We start from the raw sequence: 24,631 nt of genomic DNA on the forward strand, positions 1-24,631 counted from the left end.
CCTTTCAGTGATGGGAATGCTCTGGAACGGGTGTTTCAGAGGACGGTCTTTCCGGGCCTGCCGGACGCGACGCACGGGGCAGCAGGACCAGGGCGGTCGCAGCTGCCAGGATGATCGCGGCGGCGGTCACCAGGCCCAGCGGGAGGATGCTGAGTGCTCCGGCGAGTCCGACCAGCGGGGCGGCGACTCCACCGAGAGCGAAGCGGGCGGCCCCAAGGAAGGACGAGGCGGCGCCGGCGATGGTCGGATAGCCGGCCAGTGCGATGGTGGTCGAGGGCGGGCTGGTGACCGCGGTCCCGCTCACCAGGAGAAGCAGGGAAACCATCACCGCGGGCAAGGGAAGGTGGGTGATACCGGCGGTCAGAATTCCCCCGGCTCCGGCCGCGCACATGGCCAGGCCGACCATGAGGGTCCCGGTGATGCTCCACCGTTCGCTGGACCGGCCGGCGAGGTAACCGAAAGCCATGAACCCCGCAGAATTCAGGCCGAAGGCCATGGCGTATTGCTGAGGCGAGAGGCCGTAGACGCCCTGCAGGACGTAGGTGGCGCCGCTGAGATAGGCAAACAGCGCCGCATAGACAAACCCTTGAACCACGACAGCGCCGACGAACCCGCGGTCCCGGAACAAAACCCGCATATCGCGGCCCACCTGGCCGAACCCGCTCGGGGTGCGCGACCCCGCGGGCAGCGTCTCGCCAAACCCGACGACGACCCAGGCCAGAATCGCCGCACCAATGACCGCAAGGACCTGGAACAGTCCCCGCCAGTCCATCACCGCGGAGAGCGCACCGCCCACCAAGGGTCCCACGATGGCCGCAAAGCCGCCGATAACGGTCAGCCGGCCGTAAAAGCGGATCAAGCGGCCGCCGTCGTACACATCGCGGCCCGCCGCCTGGGCGATCACGATCCCGACGCCGCCGGCCACTCCCTGGACCAGCCGGGCGAGCACCAGCACCTCAACGGAGGGGCTCATCGCACACAGTGCCGACACGATGACGTACGCGGTCACCCCGATCAGGAGCGGCTTTCGCCTGCCAAAGCAGTCAGAGAGCGGGCCTGCGACCAGCTGCCCCGCCGCCAGCCCCAACAGGCACGCGGTGACCGTCAGCTGTGCCGTGGACGTCTTCGCGCCAAGGTCGGCGGTGAGGGCAGGGAGAGCCGGAAGATAGAGGTCCATGGAGATGGGTCCAAAGACCGTCAGCACCAGCAACAGCGCCGCCAACCACCGGCCATGGCGGCCCGTCTGGTTGAGGGTGGAGGAATCAGTCATGTATCCAGCAAAACCCTTATCGGCAGGCCGAAGAAGTCCCTGTCAAGAGGTGTACTGGCAGGGCATCCCTCCGCCGCCGGGATCGTCGTATCGTCATAGGCATGGACAATCGAGCCGAGGTGCGCGAGTACCTCATGTCACGTCGGGCCAAACTCACCCCCGAGCTCGCCGGGATACCCTCCGGCCCGAACCGGCGGGTCAAGGGACTGCGCCGCTCGGAGGTGGCCATGCTCGCCGGCGTCAGCGTGGAGTACTACTCCAAGCTCGAACGCGGAACCATCGCAGGGGCCTCCGCCTCGGTGCTGGACGCCATCTCCGAGGCCCTGCAGCTGAACGACACGGAAAGGGCCCATCTGTTTGACCTGGCCCGGGCCGCCGACGGGATTCCCACCTCGGGCCGTTCGCGGCGCCGCGGCATCACCCGGACTTCCGCCCTGCGCCCGAGCCTCCAATGGGCACTTCGTTCCATCACCGACGGTCCCGCCTTTGTCCGGAACGCGCACCAGGACATGGTGGCCACCAACGATCTGGGCCGTGCTTTCTACTCGCCCGTGATTGGCGACGGCGGACGCACACCCAACCTGGCCCGCTTCCAATTCCTGGACCCGGCCTCCAAAGACTTCTATCCCGATTGGGACCTCTTCGCCGACATGTGCGTGGCGATCATGCGGGCGGAAGCCGGCCGGGACCCGCACAACAAGCTCCTCCAGGACCTCGTCGGCGAATTGTCCACCCGAAGCGACGTCTTCCGCCGGCTTTGGGGGGCCCATGACGTGCGCACCCACGGGTCGGGGACCAAACGCTTCACGCACCCGGTGGTCGGGGAGCTCACCCTGGCCTACGAGGAGCTCGCCCTCACGGCCGATCCCGGCCACGTGCTCCTTGTCTACTCGGCCGAACCCGGGTCACCCTCAGCGGAACGGCTGAGCCTCCTCGCCTCCTGGGCCGCCTCGCAGCCCATCGCCTGATAACCTGCGCTTTCTACGGTCCCTTCGTCCCCGTGCCCGTCTCCGGTGCCGGGTTCCGGCCCGTGTCCGTGCCGCCCGCACTCAGCGCCCGGAGCGCGTTCAGGATGGTGGCCAGGTCCACCACCTCCTGGGACAGGGCCCCGGCGATCGCCGGGACGTAGCCCGCGGCGGCCGCCACCATCAGGGCCACGCTCATCGCGATGCCGATCCAAATGCTCTGCAGCGCCACCTTCACGGTGCGCTGGCCGATCCGCACCGCCGAGGCCACCTTGGACAGGTCATCCAGGATGATCACGACGTCGGCCGACTCGCCAGCCGCCGTCGAACCCCGCGCGCCCATCGCGATCCCGACGTCGGCGACGGCAAGGACGGGGGCGTCGTTGACGCCGTCGCCCACCATCATCACCGGCCGCAGCGGCAGGGACCGCACCGCCTCCACCTTGTCCGGGGGCAGGCACTCGGCCCGGACGTCCGTGAGGCCGGCCGCGTCCGCGATGTGCTCGGCGGTGGCCAGGGCGTCGCCGGTGAGCATCACGGTCTGCGTGACACCCAGGTGCTGGAGCTCGCCCAGGGTGCGGCGCGCCTCGTCCCGGAGCGGGTCGCTCATCACCAGGCAGCCGACGAATTTTCCGTCCACCCCCACATAGATGCCCAGCTGCCCGGACACCAGATCCGTCTCCACCACGCCCTCGGCCGCTTCGGCCACAAAATTCGGTTTCCCCACCACCACGTCCCGCCCGTCCAGCCGGGCCCGGACGCCGTGCGTGGCGTACTCGGTGGCCTCGGAGGCGCTGTGGAAGCCCAGCACGCGGGCCCTCGCGGCGTCCATCACGGAGGCGGCGAGCACGTGGGAGGAGTACTGCTCCGCGGACGCGGCCAGGCGCAGCACCTCGTCCTCGTCCAGGGTGCCCGTGGTGCGGATTTCCACCAGCGCCGGCCGGCCGTAGGTCAGGGTGCCGGTCTTGTCGAACGCGGCGGTGCGGATCCGGCCCAGCAGCTCCAGCACCCCGGCGTACTTGACGATGATCCCGCCGCGGGCGGCGCGGCTCATCCCCCCCAGGAACGCCACCGGCGCGGCGATCAGCAGCGGGCAGGGCGTGGCCACCACCAACACCTCGGCGAAGCGGGCGGGGCTGCCGCTGATGATCCAGCCGACGGCGCCCAGCACGTACGCCAGGCCCGTGAAGGGGACGGCGTAGCGGTCGGCCAGCCGGACCATTGGCGCCTTGCTTTCCGCGGCTTCCCGGACCAGGGCCACGATCCGGCTGTACTGGGAGTCCTCCATCCGGGCCGTGACGCGCATCCTGATGGCCGCCTCGCCGTTCAGGGACCCGCTCATCAGGTTTTCCCCGGCGGCCCGTTCCACGGGCAGGCTCTCTCCGGTGAGGGACGATTCGTCGAAGGTGCCGGAGTCGGAGAGCAGGACCCCGTCCAGCGGAACCACCTCGCCGGGGCGGACCAGCAGGATGTCGCCGATCCGTACGTCGGTGGCGGCCACATCCTCGTGCTGGCCGTCGGCCAGGCTGCCATCCCCGTGGGTGCCGTCCGCCGCCACACCGGCGCGCTCGCGGTGCGCCGTTTGCGGGACGCGTTCGAGGAGTGCGGTCAGTTCCGCCTTGGCCCGGCCCGCCGCGAAGTCCTCCAGCGCCGTGCCGCCGGCCATCATCAGCACGATGATCATGGAGGCGACGAACTCGCCCACCAGCACGGTGCTGACGATCGCGGTCACGGCCAGGATGTCGATGCCCCAGGTGCCGCCCATCAGCCGGCGGACCATGCCCACCGCCAGGTACGCGGCGACGGCCAGGGCGTAGAGGCTGGCGGTCCACCGGGCGATGCCCTCCTGGCCGGACACCAGCAGCAGGATCACGCCCAGCAGGACGGCCAGGGTGCCTGCCACCAGCGGGTACCGGAAGAGAGTTTTAACGGGGGTCCTGCCTTGCCTCAGCGCCGATTCCGGGATGTGCCTCTCCCTGCATCCTACTGCCCGGGGACGGCGGGTTTCCGGGGCCGTTGGAGGGGTCTTTGAGCCCTATCCCGGGCAGCGGATCCGGGGTCACGGTGGGGCATGTGGTCGATCCCCGTCGGCGGTCAGCGCCGGCTCCTGGCGGCGGTGCTCGCCGTCCTGCTCGTGGCGGCCGCGGTGGCCGGAGCGGTGCTGCTGGCCTCGGGGCCGCGAGGTTCGGGCCCGCAGGGCGGATCCCCGGCCACACTGTCCGTGCCGCCGTCGTCCTCCGCTTCCACGGAGTCACCGTCCGAGGCCACGACCACGGCGGCCCCGTCACCGGCCACGACGACGGCGGCCGCGCCTGAGCCGGGCGTACCGGCGCCGCCCGCCGCGGAGCCACCCGCGCCGCCCGTACCTCCCGCGCCACCGGCACCCCAGCCTTCCGCCCCGCCCGAACCGGCACCTGAGCCACCGCAACCGCCCGCCCCGCCCGCGGACCCGTTTCCGGCCGCGCTCCGGGGCGCCGACGTCGAGGTCATCCCCGGCGCCGGGCCGGTGGTCGCCCTGACCTTCGACGCCGGGGCCAACTCCGCCGGGCTGCCCAGCATCCTGCAGACCCTCTCCGCGACGGGTGTGCGGGGGACGTTCTTCCTCACCGGCGCGTGGGCGTCCGGCAATCCGGCGGGGGTGGCCGCGATCGTGGCCGGAGGGCACCGGATCGGCAACCACTCGATGACCCACCCCGGCTTCACCGGCCTGACCGACGCCCAGATCGCCCAGCAGCTCGCCGGCGCGGAGGCCGCCATCAGCGCCGCCGGCGGGACCGCCCGGCCGCTGTTCCGGTTCCCTTTTGGCGAGCGGGACGCGCGCACCATCGCCGCCGTCAACGCCCTGGGCTACGTCGCGGTCCGCTGGACCGTGGACACGCTGGGCTGGAAGGGAACCAGCGGCGGCATCAGCGTCCAGACCGTGCTGGACCGGACCCTCGCCGGGCTGCGCCCCGGCGAGATCGTCCTTATGCACATCGGCTCCAACCCCGACGACGGCAGCACCCTCGACGCCGACACCCTGCCGCAGCTGATCTCGCAGCTCCGGGCGGCCGGCTACGGCTTCACCACCCTCGATGCCCTCCTCCGCTAACGGTGCCGGTTAGGTGCACCGCTGACCGTGACGCGGGCCTGTCGCACGCCCGGGAAGGCTGGTACGAATAACGCATGACGGTCTCGCCCACAGTCGCCGCAGCACTGGCGCCGGTGGACGCCGTCGTCTTCGAACTCGACGGCGTCCTGCTGGATACCGCCGAACAACGCGCCGCGGCCTGGCGGATCCTGCTGGACGAGGTCCTGCGTGACCCCCGGCTGCCGCCCACCGCCCGGCGCGGCCCGCCCACCGGCGCCGACTTCACCGCCTATCTGGACGGCCGAACCCCCGCCGAGGGGGTGGCGGACTTCCTGGCCTCCCGCGGGGCGGCGCTGCCGGCCGGACACCCCGCCGACCCGCCGGGGGAGTGGACGGCGGCGGGGCTGGGCGCCAGGCAGGACCAGCTCTTCGCTGCGGCGCTGGCGGCCGACCCGCCACGGGCCTACCCCGGCTCCGTCGCCCTGCTGGAACGGCTCCGGGCCGGCCGCGTTCCGGTGCTGCTGGCCACCTCCGCCCCGCACGCGGAACCGCTGCTGGCCGCCGTCGGACTCGACGGCGCCTTCGACCAGATCGCCGACGGGCAGACCGCCGCGCACCGGGGCCTGCCGGGGAAACCCGCCCCCGCCCTGCCGCTGGAGGCGGTCCGGAAGCTGGACATCCCGCCCCGCCGGGCCATGGTGATCGAAGCCTCGGTGGCCGGGGTGCGGGCGGGACGCCGAGGCGGCTTCGGGCTGGTGGTCGGCATCGACCGGGACGGACACCGCGCGGACCTGGAGGCCGCCGGCGCGGACATCGTGGTGGAGGACGTCAGCGAACTGGACATAGGCCTGGTCATCACCCACCCCTGGCTGCTGGTCTACGAGGGCTTCGATCCGGCGCACGAGGGGCACCGGGAAGCGCTGACCACCCTGGGCAACGGCTACCTGGCCACCCGCGGGACGGCCCCGGAACAGCGCGCCGGCCCCATCCACTACCCCGGGAGCTACTTGGCCGGTGTGTACAACCGGCTCACCAGCACGGTGGAGGGCCAGCGGACCACGGACGAGCACATGGTGAACATCCCGGACTGGCTGCACCTGGACCTGCGGATCGAGGACGGGCCGTGGTGGTCGGAGGGCGGGCTGCGGCTGCGCCGGGAACGGCGCACCCTGGACCTGAAACGCGCGCTGCTGACCCGGGAGGCGGAGCTGGAGGACGACGCCGGGCGGCGGCTGCGGGTGGTGCAGCGGAGGCTGGTATCGATGGCCGAACCGCACCTCGCGGCCCTGGAGACCGTTATCAGCGCGGCGGGCTGGAGCGGCCGGATCAGCATCAGCAGCGGCTGCGACACCGCGGTGCGCAACGCCAACGTCCCCGAGGACGCCGGCCTCGCCCAGCGCCACCTGACCGGGGTGCAGGCGGTGGAAAACCCCGCCAACGCACCCGGCCCGGGCGCCGTCGGCCTCGACGTGCAGGTCCGCACCAGCCGCAGCCGGATCGGGATCGCGCTGGCCTTGCGCACCGAGGCCTCCGGCCCGGCGAACACCGCCTACCACCAGTCCGCCGGCCTCTACGCCCACCGCCTGGAGGCCGCCGTGGGGGAGGGAGCCCCGGTCACGGTCACCAAGACCGTTGCGGTGGCCACCTCTCGGGACCATGCGGTGTCCTCGCCGCTGGCGGGAGCGCAGGCGGTGCTGGCCCGCGCCGGCACCTTCGACCAGCTGCTGGCCGACCACGAGCGGGCCTGGTCCCTGCTGCTGGCCCCGTTCATCATCGACTCGGATGCCCCCTCCCAGGCCCAGCTGATCCTCAACCTGCACGTCTTCCACGTGCTGCAGACCCTCACCCTGCACACCGCCGAGCTGGACGCCGGCGTCCCGGCCCGCGGCCTGCACGGGGAGGGCTACCGGGGGCACGTCTTCTGGGACGAGCTCTTCGTCCTGCCGGTGCTGAACTCGCGGCTGCCGTCCCTGGCCCGCGAGTTGCTGGACTACCGGTGGCGCCGGCTGGGGACGGCGCGGGACGCGGCCCGGGCGGCAGGCCTCTCCGGCGCCCTGTTCCCCTGGCAGAGCGGCAGCGACGGCACCGAACAGACCCCCAGCCTGCTGTACAACAGGCTGTCGGGCCACTGGCTGCCGGACTACTCCCACCGGCAGCGGCACGTGGGGCTGGCCGTGGCCTACAACGCTTGGCAGTACTTCGAGGCCACCCAGGACCGCGGCTGGCTGACCCAGCACGGCGCCGAACTGATCGTGGAGGTGGCCCGGCTGTTCGCGTCGATGGCCGAGCACGACCCCGCGGACGACCGCTTCCACCTGCGCGGCGTCATGGGCCCGGACGAGTACCACACCGGACCCCCGGAGCACCCGGACGCGGGCCTGGCGGACAACGCCTACACCAACGTCATGGCCGCCTGGGTCTTCGACCAGGCCGAATGGATTATGCGCTCGGTCAGGGGCTTTGACATGGAGGACCTGAAGGCCCGGCTGGGGATCACGACGGCGGAGATCACCCGGTGGGCGCGGCTGAGCCGGCGGATGTTCGTGCCCTTCCACGGCGAGGGCATCATCAGCCAGTTCGCCGGCTATGGCGAGCTCCGGGAGCTGGACTGGGCCGGGTACCGCCGCCGCTACCGGAACATCGAACGCCTGGACCTGATCCTCGAGGCGGAGGGGGACAGTCCCAACCGCTACCGGCTGGCCAAGCAGGCTGACGTGCTGATGCTCTTCTACGTCCTGGGCGAAGACCAGCTCACCGGGTTCCTGGCCCGGCTCGGTTACCCGGTCACCCCGGAGCAGTTGGCCGCCACCGTGGACTACTACCTGGCCCGCACCGCGCATGGCTCCACCCTCAGCCGGGTGGCGCACGCCTCGGTCCTGGCCCAGCGGGACCCTGAGCAGGCCTGGGCCACCTTCCGTGAGGCGCTCGACGCCGACCTCGACGACACCCAGGGCGGCACCACCAGCTCGGGCATCCACCTGGGTGCGATGGCGGGAACCATCGACGTCGTCCAGCGCAGCTTCGCGGGCCTCCGGATCACCCGGGACGCGCTGACCTTTACGCCCCGTCTCCCGGCCGAGCTGCGCCGGGTCGGCTTCCAGGTCCGGTACCGGGACCAGTTGCTGGCGGTGCACCTGGAACCGGGACGGCTGGCCGTCACCGCAGCCCCGGGCGACGCCGCGCCGGTGCTGGTCCGGGTGGGGCAGCAGGAGGTGTTCCTGCAGGCCGGGCAGCGGCACGAGTTCCGGGCGGAGCAATGACGGCTCCTCGCGCACTGGGCGCCCGGCCCGACGCCGATGGCGCTCAGTCCCTCACCCGGATGACGGCGGCGCCGGTCACCCGGTCCGCGGCCAAGTCCCGGAGGGCCCGGCCGGCATCCTCGAACGGATAGGCGGTGGTGCTGGGCCGAAGCGGTATCTCCGCGGCGATCCGGAGGAACTCCTCCCCGTCGGCCCGGGTGTTGGCGGTGACGCTGCGCAGCTGACGTTCCTGGAAGAGCTCGGCGGCGTAGTTCAGGGCGGGGATGTCGCTGAGGTGGATGCCGGCGACGGCGAGGGTGCCGCCGCGGTCCAGCGCCCGCAGCGCCGGCGGCACCAGGGTTCCCACCGGGGCGAACAGGATGGCCGAATCCAGCGGATCCGGGGGCGGCTCGTCCGCGTCGCCGGCGAACACGGCGCCCAGCTCCAGCGCGAGGGCGCGGGCCGCGGGGGAGCGGGTCATGACATAGACGCTGGCTCCCCGGTAGAGGGCCACCTGCGCGGCAAGGTGGGCGGAGGCACCGAAGCCGTAGATGCCGAGCCGGCCGCCCACGGGAAGGTCGGCGCGCAGCAGGGCCCGGTAGCCGATGATCCCGGCGCACAGCAGCGGGGCGGCCTCCTCGTCCCGGAAGGATTCGGGGAGCCGGTAGGCGAAATCCTGGGCCACGGTCACCAGTTCCGCGTAGCCGCCGTCGCGGTCCCAGCCCGTGAAGGTGGGCGTTAGGCAGAGGTTCTCCTGCCCGCGGACGCAGAACCGGCACACCCGGCAGGTGCCCCCGAGCCAGGCGACCCCCACGCGCTCGCCGGGCTGGAACCGGTCCGCCCCCGGTCCGGACGCGACGACGTCGCCCACCACCTCATGCCCGGGCACCACGCCGGGCCGCCGCGGGGGCAGGTCCCCCTCGGCCAGGTGCAGGTCGGTCCGGCACACGCCGCAGACACGCACCCGGACCAGAACCTCACCGTGGCCGGGGACGGGGTCGGGCCGTTCGCCGGCCACCAGCGGACCGGTGTCCGCGGGCCCGGGCCGGCCTACCCACCAGGCGCGCATGGGTCTTTCCGGATAATGAGGACGTTGCAGGGTGCCTGGTTCAGGACCGCGGACACGGTGTTCCCCGGGCCGGTTCCGCGGTGGTGGGTCCCCAGGACCAGGACGTCGGCCCCGGCCGCAGCGGCGGAGAGCTCGCGGGCCACGTGCCGCCCGGGGATCAGGGCGCCGGTGACGTCCAGCCCGGGGGCCAGGCAGCGGGCCTCGGCGACGGCGTCCGCTAGGAACGCGTCCCCGGCCCGGCGGGCGCCGCGCTCCGGCGCGACGTGGAGAATCTCGAGGCCGGTGCCCGTCGCGGCGGCGAGGGCCGCGGCCTGGGCTACGACGGCGGTCCGTGCCGGGTCGGCGTCGATGGCGGCCGTCACCGGTTGGCCCGGCAGGGTGAGCCGCCTGACCACCATCAGTGGGCAGGGCGCGGAGGCTGCGAGGTCGGCGCAAACGGAGCCGGCGATCCTGCCCAGCACGCCGCCGAGTCCCCGCCTGCCCACCACCAGCAGTGCCGCCCCCCGGGCCGCGTCCTGCAGCACCTGGGCCGGAAGCCCCGGCAGCATCCGGGCGGTGACCGTCAGGCCGGGGGCGGCGGCTCGCGCAATGGCCGCTCCGGAGTCGCGGATGGTCTCTGCGGCGTGGCGAAGCCCGCTGCCGGCCACGCCGCCGACCGGGCCCAGGTTGGAGGTGAAAACCGGCCAGACCCAGGCGTGCACCACCTCGAGGGGGCGCTTGACGGCGGCGGCGCGCCGGGCCGCCCAGCGAACGGCCAGCCGGGCGGAATCGGAGTCGTCATAACCGGCCACGACGGCGGCGCGCGGGCCTGCTGCGGTTGCCGGCATGGATCCTCCCGGGTAGGCGGACGGCACCCCAGCAGTGCGGCTTCAACTCAGTACAGACCGCCCGCCCGAGCGGAGGCTAGGGGCTTTTGTCCCCGCGGCGGCCGTCAGACCCGTGACCGGTGCCGTGACCCGCGGCCTGCTCCTCAGACGCCTGGCGGGCGTGCTCCTCGCGCAGCTCCCGGCCCCGGCGGATGTCCTCTTCCTCCTGGGCCTGCAGCTTGTCGCTCTTCTTGGTGTCCCGCGGCGGCAGCTGGATGGTTTCCTCGGCCTCGATCCCGGCCTGCAGTTCGCGGCCGCGCTCGGTCTCGGCGTCGAATTCGGCACCGAACAGCAGCGACATGTTGAGGATCCAGAGCCAGAGCAGCGCCACAATGACGCCGCCGATCGCGCCGTAGGTCTTGTTGTAGCTGTTGGAGTAGGCGACGTAGAAGCCGAAGGCCACCGAGGCCAGCAGGAAGACCACCAGGGCGATCGCCGAGCCCATGCTCAACCAGCGGAACTTCGGCTGCTTCACATTGGGGGTGGCGTAGTAGAGGATGGCGATCGCGACGATCAGCAGCACCAGCATGACCGGCCACTTGGCGATGTTCCACACCATCAGGAAGGCGCCACCCAGGCCGATCAGGTTGCCCACGGACTCGGCCACCGGCCCGCTGAGGACCAGCATGGCGGCGATGACCACCACCAGCAGGAGGTTGACCACGGTGACGCCCAGCATGGTGCCGCGCAGCTTCAGGAACGGCCGGCCCTCGTCGGTCTCGTAGACCCGGTTCATGGCGCGGCCAAAGGCGCCCACGTAACCGGACGCGGACCAGATAGCCGTCAGGAGGCCGAGTACGAACGTCAGGCCTGCCGCGGAGGAGCTGGTCAGTTCCTGAATCAGCGGGCGGATCGTGTCCACCGTCTGCCCCGGCGCGATGCCCTGGACGATGTCCAGCAGCGCACCGGTGGTCTTCTGCGCGTCGCCGAAGAGCCCCAGCAGGGACACCAGTGCCAGCAGGGCGGGGAAGATGGAGAGCACCGAATAGTAGGTCAGCGCTGCCGCCAGGTCCGGGCACTGGTCCTTGGTGAACTCGCGCAGGGTTTTTCGCGCGATGTACTTCCAGGAGGGTTTGGTGACGTCGGTGGGGCGGTCCGGCTTGCGGGCGTCCTCAGGAGACGGGGACGTGCGGGCCTTGGCGGTGCTGCTGGTGGCGGTCTCGGCGTCGTCCATGGAGCCAGTGTGCGCCTGGGTGAGGTTCTTGGCCATCGGAATCTTCTTTCGTGGTTAAGCGCAGCGGCCGGCTGCCTCCGCATCAGCGGGGGCAGCCGGCCGCCATCCGGGTCAGGCTAAGCCTGCTGGACATTGTCCTTGGCGTCGGCGGCGCGGTCCTTGACGTCGGCGACGGCCGTCTGGCCCTCGCCCTTGACGTTCTGGGCCGCGTCGGTGGCGGTGGCCTTGACGTTTTCCACGGCTGCCTGGGCGGGTTCCTTGAGACCCTCGGCCACGTGCTGTGCCGCCTGGCCCAGCTCCGTGGTGAGCGGCTCGGCTGCCGACTTCAGTGCATCGGCAGCCTCCCGTTCCTTCTGGCTGGCCGGGATCAGGGCGGAGACCAGGAGGCCGGCGCCGAAGGCGATGAGGCCTGCGGCGAGCGGGCTGCCCTGGGTCTTGGCCTTCACCTGGCGGGGTGCGTCGGAAACAGCAGAGCCGGCATCGCTGAAGTGCGCTCCGGTGCTGCTGCCGGCGTGGTCGGCTGCTCCCATGACTTTCTCCTTCGCTCCGAAGACTGCGTCTTTGACCTTGTCGGTCTGGCGCTGGACGATGTTGGACGGGGTGACCTTGTCCGCTACGGCGTCGACGTTGGTTCCGAGCCGTGCGCGGGTTGCTTCAATGTCGGCACGGATGGCATCCGGGTTCTGACTCATTGTCTTTCCTCGCTTTAGTGGCTGGGCTTGAGAGTGGGGGGAATTTCCTGGATGGTCTCGGCGGTCTGGGGGAGACCCTTGATCGCCTTGAGCTCCTTGCGGCCAATGGAGGCCATGACGGCGCCGATGATGCCCCAGATGACGGCGACAATGACGCCGGACCATCCGAGTCCCATCAGGGTCCCGAGGCCCCACCAGAGGGCCAGGGAGAGGAACAGCAGGACAAAGTGGCCCGCCACTCCGGCGCCGGCCAGCAGGCCGCTGCCTTTCCCGGCCCGGCTGGTGGTCTGCTTCAGTTCCGCCTTCGCGAGCTCCAGTTCCTGGCGCATCAGGGTGGAAAGATCCCGGGTGACGTCCCCGAGCAAATCACCCAGGGAGGTGGTCTCCGCTTTCACGTGGGCGTCCGTGGCCTGGGCGTGGGCGCCCAGCGGCATCTCGGTGCTCATCGGCGTCCGCCGTCGAACGGGTCCTTACGGTCCGGGTCGACGCCGGGATCGACGCGGTACGGATCCGCCTCCAGCGGGTCCTCGGCCCAGCTCCCGGCGTGGGCGCCGGAGCCCTCTCCCTCCAGCGGGTTGGGCGGGTAGGTGTCCGCGTTGGCCGCCGTGGTGGCTTCCGGGTACTGCACCGGCGGCGGCGGAACCGCGACGCCGGCATCGGGCACCCGGGTGACGGGCTGCGGTGCGCGGGAGGCGGCGCCGGCGGAGCCGTTGGCGGACTGCTCCGGGGCACCGGCGCTGAGGCTGCGGCTCAGGCGGCCGGCCAGGATGCCGGCGCCGGCGGCTGCCAGCAGGAAGGCGCCGGGCCGCTGGCGTGCAAAGGACTTGACCTCGGTCAGGAGCGAGCCCGGATCCCGGTTCTCCAGCCAGGTGGCGACGGAGGCGGAGCGCTCGGCGGCCTGGCGGACCAGGTCGGTGGCGACGCCGGGCTGGTCCGAGGCGCGGGCCATGGTGTGGAGTTCGCTGGAGATCGAGTGCAGCCCCTGGGCGGCCTTCTGCTGCTGGTTGCCGGCCTGCTCGGTCAGGTCCGTACGGGCCTGGTCCAGCAGGTCGCGGGCGTTGCTCTTGACCTCGGAGGCGACATTGGCTGCCTCGGTCTTAGCGGTCTCGGCGACGTTCTGGGCCGAGTCAACGGCCTGGTCCTTGACCTCAGCGGCCTCATCCTTGGCCGCGTCGGTCTTGGACGACGTTCCGGTTCCGCCGGTGCTGTACGAGTCGGTGCTGTACGAGTCGGTGCTGTAGGAGTCAGTGTCGAAGGAGCCGGTGCCGGAGGACGCCTGTCCGCCAGCGTAACCGCCGGTGGTCCCTGCAGCCGGGTACTCCGTCGCGGGGTAACCCGTGCCGGCATGCTCCGTGCTGACATGCTCCGTGCCGGAGTTTGCCGCCGATGGGAACGTGGTGCGGGGGCGCAGCTCGTCCTGCGCGTCACCCGGCGTGCCGTAGGTGCCGTCCTGGGGCCATTGGTTCTCTGTCATCGTCGCTCTCTTTCCTTGAAGATCCGCTTTTAGATCTGAGGCCCGGCCGCCGTGCGGCAGCACCGGAACCCGAATAGTAAGCATGATTACTAACAAATAGTAAGCAAACTTTGCTTCCGTTCACAAGGGCCGCCCGGGACTTGGTCCGGGACGGGCCGATAGGGTTGGGGCATGGGCGAGAGGGCTGACGGCTGATGGCGAAGAAGGGCAGGGCCGCCCGGCGCGGAGCCGCCGCGGCCGAGGAAACGCAGGGGCGGCAGGCCGGTTCCGGGGCCCCCGACACGGCAAGGGGGGCGGGTAAAACCGGGCCCGTGGCGGGTGTCTACAATATCGATACCGGAGACTGCGAACTCGTTCCGGACCAGGACAATTCCACCGGCTGGCTGCTGCGGATCAACGGCGTGATGAGCTCCCATATCGACCTGGCGGACCCGTTGTTCCTGGACTTCGAATACATGCGCTGGATTGCCGCCCTGGTCGAGTCCCGCTGGCCGACGGCGGCCTCGCCCCGGCTGCGTGCGCTGCACCTGGGCGGCGGGGCGTGCTCGCTGGCCCGTTACGTCCATGCCGCCTACCCGGAGGCCCGGCAGGTGGTGGTGGAGCTGGATGGCAAGCTGGCGGAATACGTCCGCGGCTGGTTCGACCTGCCCAAGGCCCCGCTGCTGCGGCTCCGGGTCGGGGAGGCCCGGGTGGTCACCGAATCGCTGACGCCCGAAACCCGGGACCTGATCATCCGGGACGTTTTCGCGGGCTCACAGACCCCGCGGCCGCTGACCACCGCCGAGTTCGTTGGCCATGCCAAGCGTCTCCTTGGCCCGGGCGGCGTCTACGTCGTTAACTCCGGGGACGCCCCTGCGCTGACCAACGCCCGCGAGGACGCGGCCGCCATCGCCGGGGCCTTCCGGCACACCGTCATCATCGCCGACCCGGCCATGCTCAAGGGGCGGCGTTACGGCAATATGATCATCGCCGGGAGCGACGAACCGCTCGGTGGGGATCCGGGCCTGGCCCGGCGGCTGCTGGGCGGCGGCGTGCCGGCTCACCTGTGGGACGACGCTCAGGTCCGCTCCTTTGCCGCCGGCGCGGCCGTCCGGCACGACGCCGCCCCCGCCTCCCTGGAGAATCCAGCCCAGCCGGAGAGCCCGGCGCACCCCTAAGCCCGGGACATGCCGAGACCCATCAGTGCGTCGTGGTGCGCGTCCGTCCCCTCGCGGAGGGCCTGGACGACGGCGGCCACCGCGGGCCGGCGGAGCGAATCGGGCCGCAGCACCATCCAGTAGGGCAGCATCTCGGCGACCTGGTCCGGCACCAGCCGCACCAGGTCCGGGTGCAGGTCCGCGGCGAAGCAGGGCAGGAACCCCACCCCGGCGCCGGCCCGGGTGGCCTCGATGTGCACGAAAACGTTGGTCGAGCTGAGCCCGTCGCGCATGGTCGGCACCAGCCTGCGCGGGGCATCGAGGTCATCCACCTGCAGCATCGAGTCGACAAAGTAGACCAGCGGGTGGCTCTCCAGTTCGGCGAGCGAAGCGGGCGTACCGTGCTCGGCCACGTAATCGCGGGAGGCGTACATCCCCAGCATGTACTCGCCCAGCCGCGAGGCCTCGGCGCGGTGCACCTGCGGTTCGCCCACCACCACCTCGATGTCCAGGCCGGAGCGCTGCTGCAGTGCCCGCCGGGTCACGGTGATGATTTCCACGCTCAGCCCGGGGTGCTGGCGGCGCAGCTTCGCCACCGCCGGGGCGGCGATGTAGGCGCTGAAGGCATCCGTCGCGGTCATCCGGACGACGCCGGTCACCGGGTCCGGCGTCTTCCCCGGTTCCTCGAGGGAGCGTACGGCGCCCTCCACCTCCTCGGCGACGGCGACGGCGGCGGCTCCCAGGTCCGTCAGCTCCCAGCCGCCCGCGGCGCGGGAGAGGACCCGCCCGCCCAGCGCCTTCTCCAGGGCGGCGATCCGGCGCGAGACCGTGGTGTGGTTCAGGCCCAGGGACTGCGCCGCCGTCGTGAATTTCGCCGAGCGGGACACGGCAAGCAGCACCAGGAGGTCGTCCGGATTGAGATGCATATCTGCAATTCTGCACACACATCGTGCCGCTTTGGCCATTGAGCGGCGAAGAATCTGCGGCGATACTCGATGAAGCCCATTTTCAGTGCCGTGCATCACAGCTGATTGCACCGCGACGGTAAGCACCACACACTGTGTCGCCGTGGACACCTAGGAGTTATTTATGAGCGTAGAACAGCGCTCCGCAACACCGCCTGCCGCCCGCAAGGGCGAGGGCCTCAAGAAAATCGTCGCCGCCTCCATGGTGGGAACAGTCGTCGAGTGGTACGAATTCTTCCTCTACGCCACCGCAGCCACCCTGGTCTTTGGCAAGTACTTCTTCCCCTCCACTGGCAACGACCTGGACGGCATCATCCAGGCCTTCCTGACCTACGCCGTCGGCTTCATCGCCCGGCCGCTGGGCGGCATCGTCTTCGGCCAGATCGGCGACAAGCTGGGCCGCAAGCCCACCCTGCAGCTGACCATCGTCATCATCGGCGTGTCCACCTTCCTGATGGGCTGCCTCCCGGGCTTCGTCGACATCGGGTACCTCGCCCCGGCCCTGCTGGTCATCCTGCGCTTCATCCAGGGCTTCGCCCTGGGCGGTGAGTGGGGCGGCGCGGTCCTCCTGGTCGCCGAGCACAGCCCGGACAAGGGCCGCGGATTCTGGGCCAGCTGGCCGCAGGCCGCCGTGCCGGTGGGCAACCTGCTGGCCACGCTGGTGCTGTTCATCATGTCCAACACCCTGAGCGCCGCCGACTTCCTCGGCTGGGGCTGGCGCGTGGCGTTCTGGCTCTCCGCCGTGATCGTCTTCGTCGGCTACTACATCCGCACGAACGTCTCCGAGGCACCGATCTTCCTGGAGGCCAAGGCGCAGCTGGAAGCCGAGCAGGCCGCCAGCTACGGCGTCCGCGAAGTCATCCGCAAGTACCCGAAGGGCATCCTGCAGTCCATGGGCCTGCGCTTCGCCGAGAACATCATGTACTACCTGGTGGTCAGCTTCTCGATCGTCTACCTGAAGACCGTGGACAAGTACGACACCTCGTCCCTGCTGCTGGCCCTGCTGATCGCGCACCTGGTGCACTTCCTGATCATCCCCCAGATCGGCCGCCTGGTGGACAGCTGGGGCCGCAAGCCCGTGTACCTCGTCGGTGCCATCTCCGGCGCCACCTGGCCGTTCTTCGCCTTCCCGATGTTCGACACCAAGAACGCCGTCGTCATCGTCCTGGCCGTGACCATCGGCCTCTGCCTGCACGGCTTCATGTACGCCGGCCAGCCGGCCCTGATGGCCGAGCTGTTCCCCACCCGGATGCGTTACGCCGGCGTCTCCCTTGGCTCCCAGGTCACCTCGATCTTCGCCGGTTCGCTGGCACCGCTGCTGGCAACCGCCTGGCTCAAGGACACCAACTCCTGGCTGCCCATCGCCATCTACCTCGTGGTGGCATGCGTCATCACCGCGGCCACCGTGCTGACCCTGAAGGAAACCAAGGGCATCGCACTGGAGGACGTGGACCGGGCCGACGCCGAGCGCGAAGGTCTGGCCGTAGCCACCGTCCGCTGACCCGGACAGCAGCACCCGCAGCACTCGTCAAATTCTGAACTGGAAGGCTGGGTATATGGAAAACTCACTCAACGGCCGCAAGGCCTTGGTCACCGGCGGAGCGAGCGGCATCGGCGCGGCTACGGTCCGCGCCCTGGCCGCCCGCGGCGCGAAGGTGGTGGTGGCCGACGTCAATGAGGCCGCCGCGACCGCCCTCGCGGACGAGGTGGGCGGCTCCGCCTGGGCCGTCGACCTGTTCGACACCGGCTCTCTGCAGTCGCTCAGCCTGGACTGCGACATCCTGGTCAACAACGCCGGGATCCAGCGGATCAGCCCCATCGAGGACTTTGATCCGGCCGATTTCCGCCGAATCCTGACCCTGATGCTGGAGGCCCCGTTCCTGCTGATCCGCGCCGCGCTGCCGCACATGTATGCGAACAACTTCGGCCGGATCATCAACCTCTCCTCGGTCCACGGGCTGCGGGCCTCGCCGTTCAAGAGCGCCTACGTCTCGGCCAAGCACGGCCTGGAGGGCCTGAGCAAGGTCACGGCGCTGGAGGGCGGCGCGCACGGCGTCACCTCCAACTGCGTCAACCCGGGCTACGTCCGGACCCCGCTGGTGGAGTCGCAGGTGGCGGACCAGGCCAAGGTCCACGGCATCCCCGAGTCCGAGGTGCTGGCCAAGATCATGCTGACCGAGGCGGCCGTGAAGCGGCTCGTGGAACCGGAGGAGGTCGCCTCGTTGGTGGCCTGGCTGTCCTCCGACGACGCCGGCATGGTCACCGGCGCGAGCTACACCATGGACGGCGGCTGGTCCGCCCGCTAGGGGCGGCCGGCTGACGGTTCCGAAAGAGGGAAGATCGGTGGGAATCCGTCCGGGCGCGATGCCCGGGCGGATTTCTGCCGTTAAGCGGGAGTGGGGGCGCCGGCGAGCCGGCACCCCGCCCCGGTGCCCCGCGTCCCGGGTCCCGGCGCGGGCCTCGCTAGGCTGGGCCCATGCGCAAGGATTTCAGCCCCTCGGACCTGTCCTCCGCCGAGTTCTACCGGCTGCTCACGGCTCTGGTGGTGCCGCGGCCCATCGCGTGGGTGTCCAGCACGTCCGCGGAGGGTGTGGACAACCTCGCGCCGCATTCGTTCTATACGGTGGCGTCGGTGACGCCACCCATCCTCCAGTTCACCTCGGTGGGCCGGAAGGACACGTTGCGGAACATCACGGAGCGCGGGGAGTTCGTGGTGAACTTCGCACCCGCCTCGCTCATGGCCGAGGTCAACGCCACCGGCACGAATTTTCCGGCCGACGTGAGCGAGTTCGACGCCGCCGGCCTCACCCGGGAGCCGGGCAGGACAGTCTCTGTTCCGCGTGTGGCCGAGTCGCCCGCGGCCTTCGAGTGCCGGCTGCATGCGACGCAGCCGATGGGGGATTGTGTCCTGATTTTCGGGGAGGTCACCCATGCCGTGGTGGCCGGGGACGTCCTGGCCGGTGACCATCCGCTGATCGACCGGCTGGGCCCCCTGTCCCGGCTGGGCCGGGACGAATGGGGCCTGCCGGGACCTGTTGAGGAACTCAAGCGGATCCGCCGGTCCGAGTGGCCGGGCTCTTTCCGCCGTCGCGACGAACGCGGCGCCTAGCCGGTTCTTCTGTGGTGGCGGTGAGCCGCCGTCAGCCTTCGCAATCGGTGCAGTAGGCGTGACCGTCCTTTTCGCGGGCGATCTGGGACCGGTGCCGGACCAGGAAGCAGGAGTAGCAGGTGAACTCGTCGGAGGCCTGCGGGATCACCTGGACGATCAGTTCCTCGCCCGAAAGGTCGGCGCCGGGGAGTTCGACGCCGTCGACCGTGTCGGCCTCGTCGAGTTCCAGCACGACGCTGCGGGCGTCAGGGGAGTTGGCGGACTTCAGGGCTTCGAGGGAAGCGTTGCGGGATTCGGCGACGTCGGGGCGTACTTCGTCGTAGTCGGTTGCCACGTGGGGTGTGCTCTTTTCTTTGCTGTCTGGTTGCTGGTTCAGGTACAACGCGCTCGACCCCCATTTTGTGCCCGCCCACCGAAATCTCTTTCCCTGCCATCTCTTGGAGGCCGTCCGGGCTCATGCTCGCGGGCGTCCACAGCCTGGATTGCCAGCGCTTGCAACATACCCCCGGGGGTATTATCGTTGTGTGTAGACCACCGGAGGATCCTCCTCCTGGACGCCAACGAAAGAGAGTCCCATGCTTATCGAGCGCATCTATGACGAAGACCTCGCCCAGGCCAGCTACTTCATTGGCTGCCAGGCAAAGGGCCGGGCCCTGGTGGTCGATCCCCGTCGTGATATCGCCGTGTACAAGAACCTGGCGGCGGCCAACGGGATGACCATCGTCGCGGTGACCGAGACCCACATCCACGCCGACTTCCTCTCCGGCACCCGCGAGCTGGCCGCCGCCACCGGCGCCACCGCGTACGTCTCCGGCGAGGGCGGGGCGGACTGGCAGTACGGCTTCGACGCCGAGCGCCTCAACGACAACGACGAGATCACCCTCGGCAACATCACCGTCAAGGCCCTCCACACCCCGGGCCACACCCCGGAACACCTCTCGTTCCTCATCACCGACGGCGCGTTCGCGGACCGGCCCGGCTACCTGCTCTCCGGTGACTTCGTGTTCTCCGGCGACCTGGGCCGCCCGGACCTCCTCGACGAGGCCGCCGGCGGCGTCGACACCCGCTTCGAGGGCGCCAAACAGCTCTTCGCCAGCCTGCGGGACAAGTTCCTGACCTTGCCGGACCACGTCCAGGTCCACCCGGGCCACGGCGCCGGCAGCGCCTGCGGCAAGGCTCTCGGCGCCATTCCGTCTTCCACTGTGGGCTACGAGCGCCTCTACGCCTGGTGGGGCCCGTATCTGGCAGCCAACGACGAGGAAGGCTTCATCAACGAACTCCTCGACGGGCAGCCGGATGCGCACGCCTACTTCGCCCGCATGAAGCGCGAAAACCGTGAAGGCCCCGCCGTTATGGGCGAGCGTGCACCCCTGGCCGAGTTGGATACGGCCGACGTCGCCAAGGATCTCGCCGCGGACAAGGTCATCTTCGTTGACACCCGCGCCAACGCCCAGGTCCACGAGGGCACCGTCACCGGTTCGGTCAACGTCCCGGCCGGCAAGTCCACCGCAAGCTTCGGCGCCTGGGTGGTCGACCCCGAAAAGGACAAGGCCCCGCTGGTCCTGCTCGCCCCGGACCAGACCGCTGCAATGGAGATGTGGGACCACCTGGTCCGCGTCGGCATCGACAAAGTCGCCGGGTACGTCACCGGGCTCGAAGGCCTGCCGGTCTCCGTGCCGCGTCTGATCCAGCCCGAGGAACTCGAGGGCTTCGAGGCCGCCATGGTGCTGGACGTCCGCAACAAGACCGAGCACGCCGCCGGCCACATCCCCGGCTCCTACCAGCTCAGCGGCGGCCGCGTCATGTGGCACCTGGACGAGCTTCCGGCGGAGGGCACCATCGTCTCCTACTGCCAGAGCGGCGTCCGGAACTCCGTAGCGGCCAGCGCCCTGCGCCGCGCCGGCTACGACGTCGTCGAACTCGACGGCAGCTACGCCGCCTGGGCGGCACAGCAGCAGAAGTCCGCTGTCAACGCCGGCTAATCACTGCACCACAAGGGCGGCGGCCCGGGGAAACCCGGGCCGCCGCCTTTTTGCGTGCCCGGAAACAACCCGCCCGTGGTCTTCCCTGGAGCCGCCGGGCCGGGCTTGTAGGCTTGCTGCCACTTGTCCCGTTACGGAAGGCGCCCTTCATGCACTACGTCGTTTTGCAGGTCATCCTCAAGGAAAAACTATGGGGAACCGGATCGGGAAACCTGACATCTCTCGAGAAGACCATCAATGACCAGGCGGCCAAGGGCTACCGGCTGCACACCATCACGACTGCGAGCAGCGGCAGCAAGGGACTCGCCGGCGGGGACCGGATTCAAGCGACGCTGGTGTTCGAGAGCCTGGGATAGCTTTCCGGCGGCCGGCTGAGTGGTCGGTAGAGGGGCCGGCTCAGTGGCCCTGGCCGGCCGGCTGGGCGGCGAGGCTGTCCAGCCAGGCCAGGGCTTCCGGCTCGGAGGTGAAGTAGGCGTGCGGGCAGTGGTCGTGACGGCTGAGGGCCGCCCCCATGATGGTGTCCACCACGCTGGAGCCGATCATCGCCACGGCGGAGGCGGCCTGGGCGTGGGCAAAGGCGGCCCGGGCCGGGTTGCTCAGGGTCACTCCGGCAATCTCCAGCAGCAGCGGCCGCGGGGTTGGGCTGAGGCTCCGCATCGCCTCGATGGAGGCACGGGCGTCGTCGGCGTCCACCTCGGACTCAGGGGCCCAGGCCAGGTGGAAGTATTGCCCGCGAAGGCCCAGCCGGCCCTTCCCGTCCGCGATCAGAATCTCGTTCATTTACGCCTCCTGCGCCCAACCTACCCCGGGCGGGTCACGATCAGCGGCGGGGGCACGCGAAAGCGCCGGACAACGGATTGCTGTCCGGCGCTTTCTCGGTGCTCCGATTCCGGTGATGCGGGGGATGCCCGTGTCGCCGCTAGGTGAGCAGGGCTTGGGCGGTGACGTAGGCGGCGACGGCCAGGACCAGGATGCCGAAGCTGCGCTTGAGGATCCGGTCCGGGATGTTCGTGCCGAGCCGTCCGGCCAGCAGGGACGCGGCCATGGCGGCCACGGCGAAGGCGGCCGTGACGGCCCAGTCGATGTGCAGGTCGCCCAGGTGGGCGGCGAAGCCGGCAACCGAGTTGATCACGATGATCACCAGCGACGTCCCCACGGTGGCCGCCATCGGCAGGCCGAGGACCAGCGTCAGGGCCGGGACGATCAGGAAGCCGCCACCCACGCCCAGCAGGCCGGTCAGGAAGCCCACGACGGCGCCGGTGGCGATCGCCTTGGGCAGGCAGCTGCGCCAGTGCACCCCGCCGCCGGGAAGGGCGCAGGACCCGCCGGCGGCCTTGGTCGGGATCATCATGCGGACGCCCGCGATCACCATGATGGCGGCGAACGCCAGGAGCAGGACCTTCTGGTCCAGCAGCCGGTTGACGTAGGCGCCAAGGTAGGCGGTGGCGGTGCCGGCGGCGCCGATGATCACAGCCAGGCGCCAGTTCACGTTGCGGAGCCGGGGCACCACCGCGACGGCCGAGGAGGCGCCGACGACGACCAGCGAGGTCGGGATCGCCGCGGAAAGCGGGAGCCCGACGCCGTAGACCAGGGCGGGAACGGCGAGGATGGAGCCTCCGCCGCCGACCAGGCCGAGGAGGCCGCCGACGATCAGGCCGAAGGCCGCCGCGGTGATGATCATGACTTGGCGCCCAGGTTCTGCAGAGCCTGGTGGGCGGTGGGCTCGTTGGCGGAGCGGTTCCACGGCATCTTGGAGAGCATCTGGCCCATGGCACAGCTGTTGGTCGCCGCGGAGAAGGTCAGGCCCGCGCCGATCCCGCCGGCCAGCAGGCCGAGCTTGGGGGAGAGGAGCTTGCTGCCGACGACGCCGGCGAGCACCAGTGAACCGGCCGTCATCCGGACCTGGCGTTCCAGGGCCCAGGTGTTCTTGCCCTTGACGACGTTGCCGCCCGCGGCGGCGTAGGCGGGAACCCCGCCGGTGAGGACGCTGGCGCTGCCGAGGCCGACGGCGTCGAGGTGCTTGCGGGCCTGTTCCGCGCGGTTGCCGGACTGGCAAACCAGCACCACGCGGGTGCCCATCTTGGCGGCGAATTCTTCGGCATGTTCGCTCAGCAGGGGCAGCGGCACGTGGTAGGAGCCCTTGATGTGCATCGAGTCGAATTCGGCGCCGCCGCGGACGTCGATCACCATCAGGTCATCGTGGTTGTCTTCCCAGGCCTTCAGCGTTGCCGCGTCGATGGACTTGGGAGCCGTGGCGGCGGGGGTGGGGACGTTCGTGGAAGTCATAATCTCTTTCGGTCTAGCAAGGGGTGGACCGGGGTGGTGCCGACGGCGCACCCACGGAGGCGGGGACGACGTCGTCCGCCTGCCGGCTCCTGTGCCCGGCATGCCGGGTACAGGTGGCGTGGCAGGTGGAAGCCCGGACGGCGCAGTTGGGGGTCCGCGCCGCCCGGGCGGTCTGTGGGGATTAGGCGACCGGCAGGCCGTTCGCGGACCAGTCGAGCATGCCGCCGGTCATCGTGTAGGCGGTGAAGCCCGCGGCGGCGAGCTGGTCGGCGGCGGCGGCGCTGCGCCGGCCGCTGCGGCAGACGGCCACCACGGGGCGGGACTTGTCCAGCTCGGCAACCCGGGACTGCAGTTCGCCCAGGGGGATGTGCCGCGCGCCGGCGACCATGCCCGCGGCGACCTCGTCGGCTTCGCGGACGTCGACGATCTGGGCGTCAGTGCCGTTGTTGATCTGGGCATTCAGTTCGTTGGTGGTGATGTCCATGGTGTGGCCTTTCGGGGGTGCCAGGGGATTCGGGGTCAGGGGAAATTGGGGATGCGCGGGGGTGCAATAGCCCGTGCCGCGGCTCAGGTAAGGCGAAGAAAGAGTGCCTGGAGTTCCTCGAGCGTCGGCGGCGCCGCTGCGGCGGGGCCGGTGGCGCCCGTGCCGACGTCGGCGGCCATCGCGGCTGGCGGCGTCGTTCCGGTGTTCATGGCCGGGGCGAGGCAGTCGCGCATGGCGCTGGAGATGAGTTCGAAGCCGGCCTTGTCCAGGGCCCCGCGGACGGCCGCCAGCTGCGTGACGGCCTCCCGGCAGTCCGTGCCGGACTCGATCGCGTCGATCAGTGCGGTCAGCTGCCCGCGCGCCCGCTTGAGCCGGTTGACGGTCCGGTGCTGGGATGCTCCGGGCGACGGTGCGGCCACGGAGGCGGCCATGCCTAGCGCCCGGCCTGGTAGGTCACGGGGTGGCCGTTGCGGTACCACTCGGTGATGCCGCCCATGATGTTGACCGCGTCATACCCGGCCTCCGTAAGCGCCGCCGTCGCCCGCGAGCTCCGTCCACCGGACGCGCACATGATGTACACGGTCCGGCCGGCGGGGATGTCGCCCATGGACTGCTGAAAGCGGGAGAGTGGGACGTTCCTGGTGCCGGGCACGGAGGCCTCGGCGTACTCTTCCTTCTCGCGGACATCGATGATCGGGACGCCGGAACCCAAGGCAGCCAGGTCGTCCACGGAAATGCTCTTCATGTCCACAGTCCTTTCATGGGGGGCGGAGGCCGCCGCGGTGGCCTTCATCTCCTTCCATGATGATACCCCCAGGGGTATTTAGAAAGTTGCGGCCGACGCTTGCCT

25 protein-coding genes are annotated in these 24,631 nt (G+C 70.5%); 9 read left to right on the forward strand and 16 right to left on the reverse strand.

Features of this window, described 5'->3' with window-relative positions:
- Positions 1-4 precede the first annotated feature (4 nt).
- Positions 5-1,270, reverse strand: coding sequence for a multidrug effflux MFS transporter (locus ACFVY3_RS13375; RefSeq protein WP_400160075.1), 1,266 nt, complete (start codon positions 1,268-1,270; stop codon positions 5-7).
- Positions 1,271-1,371: 101 nt separating this feature from the next.
- Here ACFVY3_RS13375 and ACFVY3_RS13380 point away from each other — a divergent pair, with 101 nt between their 5' ends.
- Complete coding sequence (locus ACFVY3_RS13380; protein WP_400160076.1) at positions 1,372-2,238, forward strand: helix-turn-helix domain-containing protein; 867 nt, start codon at positions 1,372-1,374, stop codon at positions 2,236-2,238.
- A gap of 13 nt (positions 2,239-2,251) precedes the next feature.
- Here the strand turns inward: ACFVY3_RS13380 and ACFVY3_RS13385 are convergent, their stop codons facing one another.
- On the reverse strand, positions 2,252-4,138 hold the full coding sequence (locus ACFVY3_RS13385) for a heavy metal translocating P-type ATPase (RefSeq protein WP_400160077.1): 1,887 nt from the start codon (positions 4,136-4,138) through the stop codon (positions 2,252-2,254).
- A 168-nt stretch (positions 4,139-4,306) separates the two neighbouring features.
- Between ACFVY3_RS13385 and ACFVY3_RS13390 the strand changes: the two genes are divergently transcribed.
- Entirely contained in the window at positions 4,307-5,326 is a 1,020-nt protein-coding gene (locus ACFVY3_RS13390; RefSeq protein WP_400160078.1) for a polysaccharide deacetylase family protein, read from the forward strand.
- A 74-nt stretch (positions 5,327-5,400) separates the two neighbouring features.
- A complete protein-coding gene (locus tag ACFVY3_RS13395) occupies positions 5,401-8,565 on the forward strand; it encodes an HAD family hydrolase (RefSeq protein ID WP_400160079.1) in 3,165 nt (1,054 codons plus the stop codon).
- Positions 8,566-8,608: 43 nt separating this feature from the next.
- On the opposite strand, the gene ACFVY3_RS13400 is transcribed toward ACFVY3_RS13395, so the two are convergent.
- From ACFVY3_RS13400 to ACFVY3_RS13425, 6 genes are all read right to left on the reverse strand, one after another.
- Positions 8,609-9,613 (reverse strand): zinc-dependent alcohol dehydrogenase family protein, encoded by a 1,005-nt coding sequence (locus tag ACFVY3_RS13400; RefSeq protein ID WP_400160080.1) that lies wholly within the window; start codon positions 9,611-9,613, stop codon positions 8,609-8,611.
- On the reverse strand, positions 9,595-10,440 hold the full coding sequence (locus ACFVY3_RS13405; protein WP_400160081.1) for a universal stress protein: 846 nt from the start codon (positions 10,438-10,440) through the stop codon (positions 9,595-9,597). Before ACFVY3_RS13405 ends, ACFVY3_RS13400 begins: the two co-directional genes overlap by 19 nt.
- A gap of 76 nt (positions 10,441-10,516) precedes the next feature.
- Entirely contained in the window at positions 10,517-11,689 is a 1,173-nt protein-coding gene (locus ACFVY3_RS13410; protein WP_400160082.1) for a YihY/virulence factor BrkB family protein, read from the reverse strand.
- Between the two features lie 80 nt (positions 11,690-11,769).
- Positions 11,770-12,345, reverse strand: a complete 576-nt coding sequence (locus tag ACFVY3_RS13415) for a DUF3618 domain-containing protein (RefSeq protein WP_400160083.1) — start codon at positions 12,343-12,345, stop codon at positions 11,770-11,772.
- 14 nt (positions 12,346-12,359) lie between these two features.
- A complete protein-coding gene (locus ACFVY3_RS13420) occupies positions 12,360-12,791 on the reverse strand; it encodes a phage holin family protein (RefSeq protein ID WP_400160084.1) in 432 nt (143 codons plus the stop codon).
- On the reverse strand, positions 12,788-13,819 hold the full coding sequence (locus tag ACFVY3_RS13425) for a hypothetical protein (RefSeq protein ID WP_400160085.1): 1,032 nt from the start codon (positions 13,817-13,819) through the stop codon (positions 12,788-12,790). The genes ACFVY3_RS13420 and ACFVY3_RS13425 overlap by 4 nt, the downstream gene beginning before the upstream one ends.
- Positions 13,820-14,013: 194 nt before the next feature.
- Between ACFVY3_RS13425 and ACFVY3_RS13430 the strand changes: the two genes are divergently transcribed.
- Complete coding sequence (locus ACFVY3_RS13430; protein WP_400160086.1) at positions 14,014-14,976, forward strand: spermidine synthase; 963 nt, start codon at positions 14,014-14,016, stop codon at positions 14,974-14,976.
- Here the strand turns inward: ACFVY3_RS13430 and ACFVY3_RS13435 are convergent.
- On the reverse strand, positions 14,973-15,881 hold the full coding sequence (locus ACFVY3_RS13435; RefSeq protein ID WP_400160087.1) for a LysR family transcriptional regulator: 909 nt from the start codon (positions 15,879-15,881) through the stop codon (positions 14,973-14,975). The two genes, ACFVY3_RS13430 and ACFVY3_RS13435, sit on opposite strands and share 4 nt — an antisense overlap.
- Before the next feature lie 163 nt (positions 15,882-16,044).
- Here ACFVY3_RS13435 and ACFVY3_RS13440 point away from each other — a divergent pair, with 163 nt between their 5' ends.
- The 3 genes from ACFVY3_RS13440 to ACFVY3_RS13450 all read left to right on the forward strand — a co-directional run bounded on the left by ACFVY3_RS13440 (position 16,045) and on the right by ACFVY3_RS13450 (position 19,029).
- Positions 16,045-17,421 carry an MFS transporter gene (locus ACFVY3_RS13440; RefSeq protein WP_400160088.1) on the forward strand — a complete coding sequence of 459 codons (1,377 nt, stop codon included), beginning with the start codon at positions 16,045-16,047 and terminating at the stop codon, positions 17,419-17,421.
- 55 nt (positions 17,422-17,476) lie between these two features.
- Positions 17,477-18,226 carry a 3-hydroxybutyrate dehydrogenase gene (locus ACFVY3_RS13445; protein WP_400160089.1) on the forward strand — a complete coding sequence of 250 codons (750 nt, stop codon included), beginning with the start codon at positions 17,477-17,479 and terminating at the stop codon, positions 18,224-18,226.
- A gap of 170 nt (positions 18,227-18,396) precedes the next feature.
- Positions 18,397-19,029, forward strand: coding sequence for a flavin reductase family protein (locus ACFVY3_RS13450; protein ID WP_400160090.1), 633 nt, complete (start codon positions 18,397-18,399; stop codon positions 19,027-19,029).
- Positions 19,030-19,060: 31 nt separating this feature from the next.
- On the opposite strand, the gene ACFVY3_RS13455 is transcribed toward ACFVY3_RS13450, so the two are convergent.
- The gene (locus tag ACFVY3_RS13455) at positions 19,061-19,363 is read right to left on the reverse strand and encodes a DUF4193 domain-containing protein (protein WP_290256887.1); all 303 of its coding nucleotides are present in this window, start codon (positions 19,361-19,363) and stop codon (positions 19,061-19,063) included.
- Positions 19,364-19,604: 241 nt separating this feature from the next.
- On the opposite strand from ACFVY3_RS13455, the gene ACFVY3_RS13460 reads away from it, so the two are divergent.
- A complete protein-coding gene (locus ACFVY3_RS13460; protein WP_400160091.1) occupies positions 19,605-21,011 on the forward strand; it encodes a rhodanese-like domain-containing protein in 1,407 nt (468 codons plus the stop codon).
- A 149-nt stretch (positions 21,012-21,160) separates the two neighbouring features.
- The gene (locus ACFVY3_RS13465; protein WP_290256885.1) at positions 21,161-21,367 is read left to right on the forward strand and encodes a DUF4177 domain-containing protein; all 207 of its coding nucleotides are present in this window, start codon (positions 21,161-21,163) and stop codon (positions 21,365-21,367) included.
- Positions 21,368-21,407: 40 nt separating this feature from the next.
- On the opposite strand, the gene ACFVY3_RS13470 is transcribed toward ACFVY3_RS13465, so the two are convergent.
- The 6 genes from ACFVY3_RS13470 to ACFVY3_RS13495 form a co-directional block, all read right to left on the reverse strand.
- Positions 21,408-21,791: an STAS/SEC14 domain-containing protein gene (locus ACFVY3_RS13470; RefSeq protein WP_400160092.1), complete on the reverse strand. Its 384-nt coding sequence runs from the start codon at positions 21,789-21,791 to the stop codon at positions 21,408-21,410.
- 139 nt (positions 21,792-21,930) lie between these two features.
- Complete coding sequence (locus ACFVY3_RS13475; RefSeq protein ID WP_400160093.1) at positions 21,931-22,692, reverse strand: sulfite exporter TauE/SafE family protein; 762 nt, start codon at positions 22,690-22,692, stop codon at positions 21,931-21,933.
- Positions 22,689-23,297: a rhodanese-like domain-containing protein gene (locus tag ACFVY3_RS13480; RefSeq protein ID WP_377972544.1), complete on the reverse strand. Its 609-nt coding sequence runs from the start codon at positions 23,295-23,297 to the stop codon at positions 22,689-22,691. Before ACFVY3_RS13480 ends, ACFVY3_RS13475 begins: the two co-directional genes overlap by 4 nt.
- A gap of 181 nt (positions 23,298-23,478) precedes the next feature.
- A complete protein-coding gene (locus tag ACFVY3_RS13485; RefSeq protein WP_400160094.1) occupies positions 23,479-23,781 on the reverse strand; it encodes a rhodanese-like domain-containing protein in 303 nt (100 codons plus the stop codon).
- An 83-nt stretch (positions 23,782-23,864) separates the two neighbouring features.
- A complete protein-coding gene (locus ACFVY3_RS13490; protein WP_400160095.1) occupies positions 23,865-24,212 on the reverse strand; it encodes a metal-sensitive transcriptional regulator in 348 nt (115 codons plus the stop codon).
- Between the two features lie 2 nt (positions 24,213-24,214).
- Positions 24,215-24,526, reverse strand: a complete 312-nt coding sequence (locus ACFVY3_RS13495) for a rhodanese-like domain-containing protein (protein ID WP_400160096.1) — start codon at positions 24,524-24,526, stop codon at positions 24,215-24,217.
- Between the last annotated feature and the right edge of the window lie 105 nt (positions 24,527-24,631).

It is taken from the genome of Arthrobacter sp. BPSS-3, assembly GCF_044628475.1.
GTDB lineage: Bacteria > Actinomycetota > Actinomycetes > Actinomycetales > Micrococcaceae > Arthrobacter.

Coding starts and splice junctions, on each gene's coding strand:
- ACFVY3_RS13425 (WP_400160085.1), bottom strand. CDS start 13,819: ATGACAGAGAACCAATGGCCCCAGGACGGCACCTACGGCACGCCGGGT.
- ACFVY3_RS13380 (WP_400160076.1), top strand. CDS start 1,372: ATGGACAATCGAGCCGAGGTGCGCGAGTACCTCATGTCACGTCGGGCC.
- ACFVY3_RS13375 (WP_400160075.1), bottom strand. CDS start 1,270: ATGACTGATTCCTCCACCCTCAACCAGACGGGCCGCCATGGCCGGTGG.
- ACFVY3_RS13410 (WP_400160082.1), bottom strand. CDS start 11,689: ATGGCCAAGAACCTCACCCAGGCGCACACTGGCTCCATGGACGACGCC.
- ACFVY3_RS13450 (WP_400160090.1), top strand. CDS start 18,397: ATGCGCAAGGATTTCAGCCCCTCGGACCTGTCCTCCGCCGAGTTCTAC.
- ACFVY3_RS13435 (WP_400160087.1), bottom strand. CDS start 15,881: ATGCATCTCAATCCGGACGACCTCCTGGTGCTGCTTGCCGTGTCCCGC.
- ACFVY3_RS13485 (WP_400160094.1), bottom strand. CDS start 23,781: ATGGACATCACCACCAACGAACTGAATGCCCAGATCAACAACGGCACT.
- ACFVY3_RS13470 (WP_400160092.1), bottom strand. CDS start 21,791: ATGAACGAGATTCTGATCGCGGACGGGAAGGGCCGGCTGGGCCTTCGC.
- ACFVY3_RS13405 (WP_400160081.1), bottom strand. CDS start 10,440: ATGCCGGCAACCGCAGCAGGCCCGCGCGCCGCCGTCGTGGCCGGTTAT.
- ACFVY3_RS13445 (WP_400160089.1), top strand. CDS start 17,477: ATGGAAAACTCACTCAACGGCCGCAAGGCCTTGGTCACCGGCGGAGCG.
- ACFVY3_RS13490 (WP_400160095.1), bottom strand. CDS start 24,212: ATGGCCGCCTCCGTGGCCGCACCGTCGCCCGGAGCATCCCAGCACCGG.
- ACFVY3_RS13390 (WP_400160078.1), top strand. CDS start 4,307: ATGTGGTCGATCCCCGTCGGCGGTCAGCGCCGGCTCCTGGCGGCGGTG.
- ACFVY3_RS13480 (WP_377972544.1), bottom strand. CDS start 23,297: ATGACTTCCACGAACGTCCCCACCCCCGCCGCCACGGCTCCCAAGTCC.
- ACFVY3_RS13460 (WP_400160091.1), top strand. CDS start 19,605: ATGCTTATCGAGCGCATCTATGACGAAGACCTCGCCCAGGCCAGCTAC.
- ACFVY3_RS13465 (WP_290256885.1), top strand. CDS start 21,161: ATGCACTACGTCGTTTTGCAGGTCATCCTCAAGGAAAAACTATGGGGA.
- ACFVY3_RS13395 (WP_400160079.1), top strand. CDS start 5,401: ATGACGGTCTCGCCCACAGTCGCCGCAGCACTGGCGCCGGTGGACGCC.
- ACFVY3_RS13420 (WP_400160084.1), bottom strand. CDS start 12,791: ATGAGCACCGAGATGCCGCTGGGCGCCCACGCCCAGGCCACGGACGCC.
- ACFVY3_RS13415 (WP_400160083.1), bottom strand. CDS start 12,345: ATGAGTCAGAACCCGGATGCCATCCGTGCCGACATTGAAGCAACCCGC.
- ACFVY3_RS13475 (WP_400160093.1), bottom strand. CDS start 22,692: ATGATCATCACCGCGGCGGCCTTCGGCCTGATCGTCGGCGGCCTCCTC.
- ACFVY3_RS13430 (WP_400160086.1), top strand. CDS start 14,014: ATGGCGAAGAAGGGCAGGGCCGCCCGGCGCGGAGCCGCCGCGGCCGAG.
- ACFVY3_RS13440 (WP_400160088.1), top strand. CDS start 16,045: ATGAGCGTAGAACAGCGCTCCGCAACACCGCCTGCCGCCCGCAAGGGC.
- ACFVY3_RS13495 (WP_400160096.1), bottom strand. CDS start 24,526: ATGAAGAGCATTTCCGTGGACGACCTGGCTGCCTTGGGTTCCGGCGTC.
- ACFVY3_RS13400 (WP_400160080.1), bottom strand. CDS start 9,613: ATGCGCGCCTGGTGGGTAGGCCGGCCCGGGCCCGCGGACACCGGTCCG.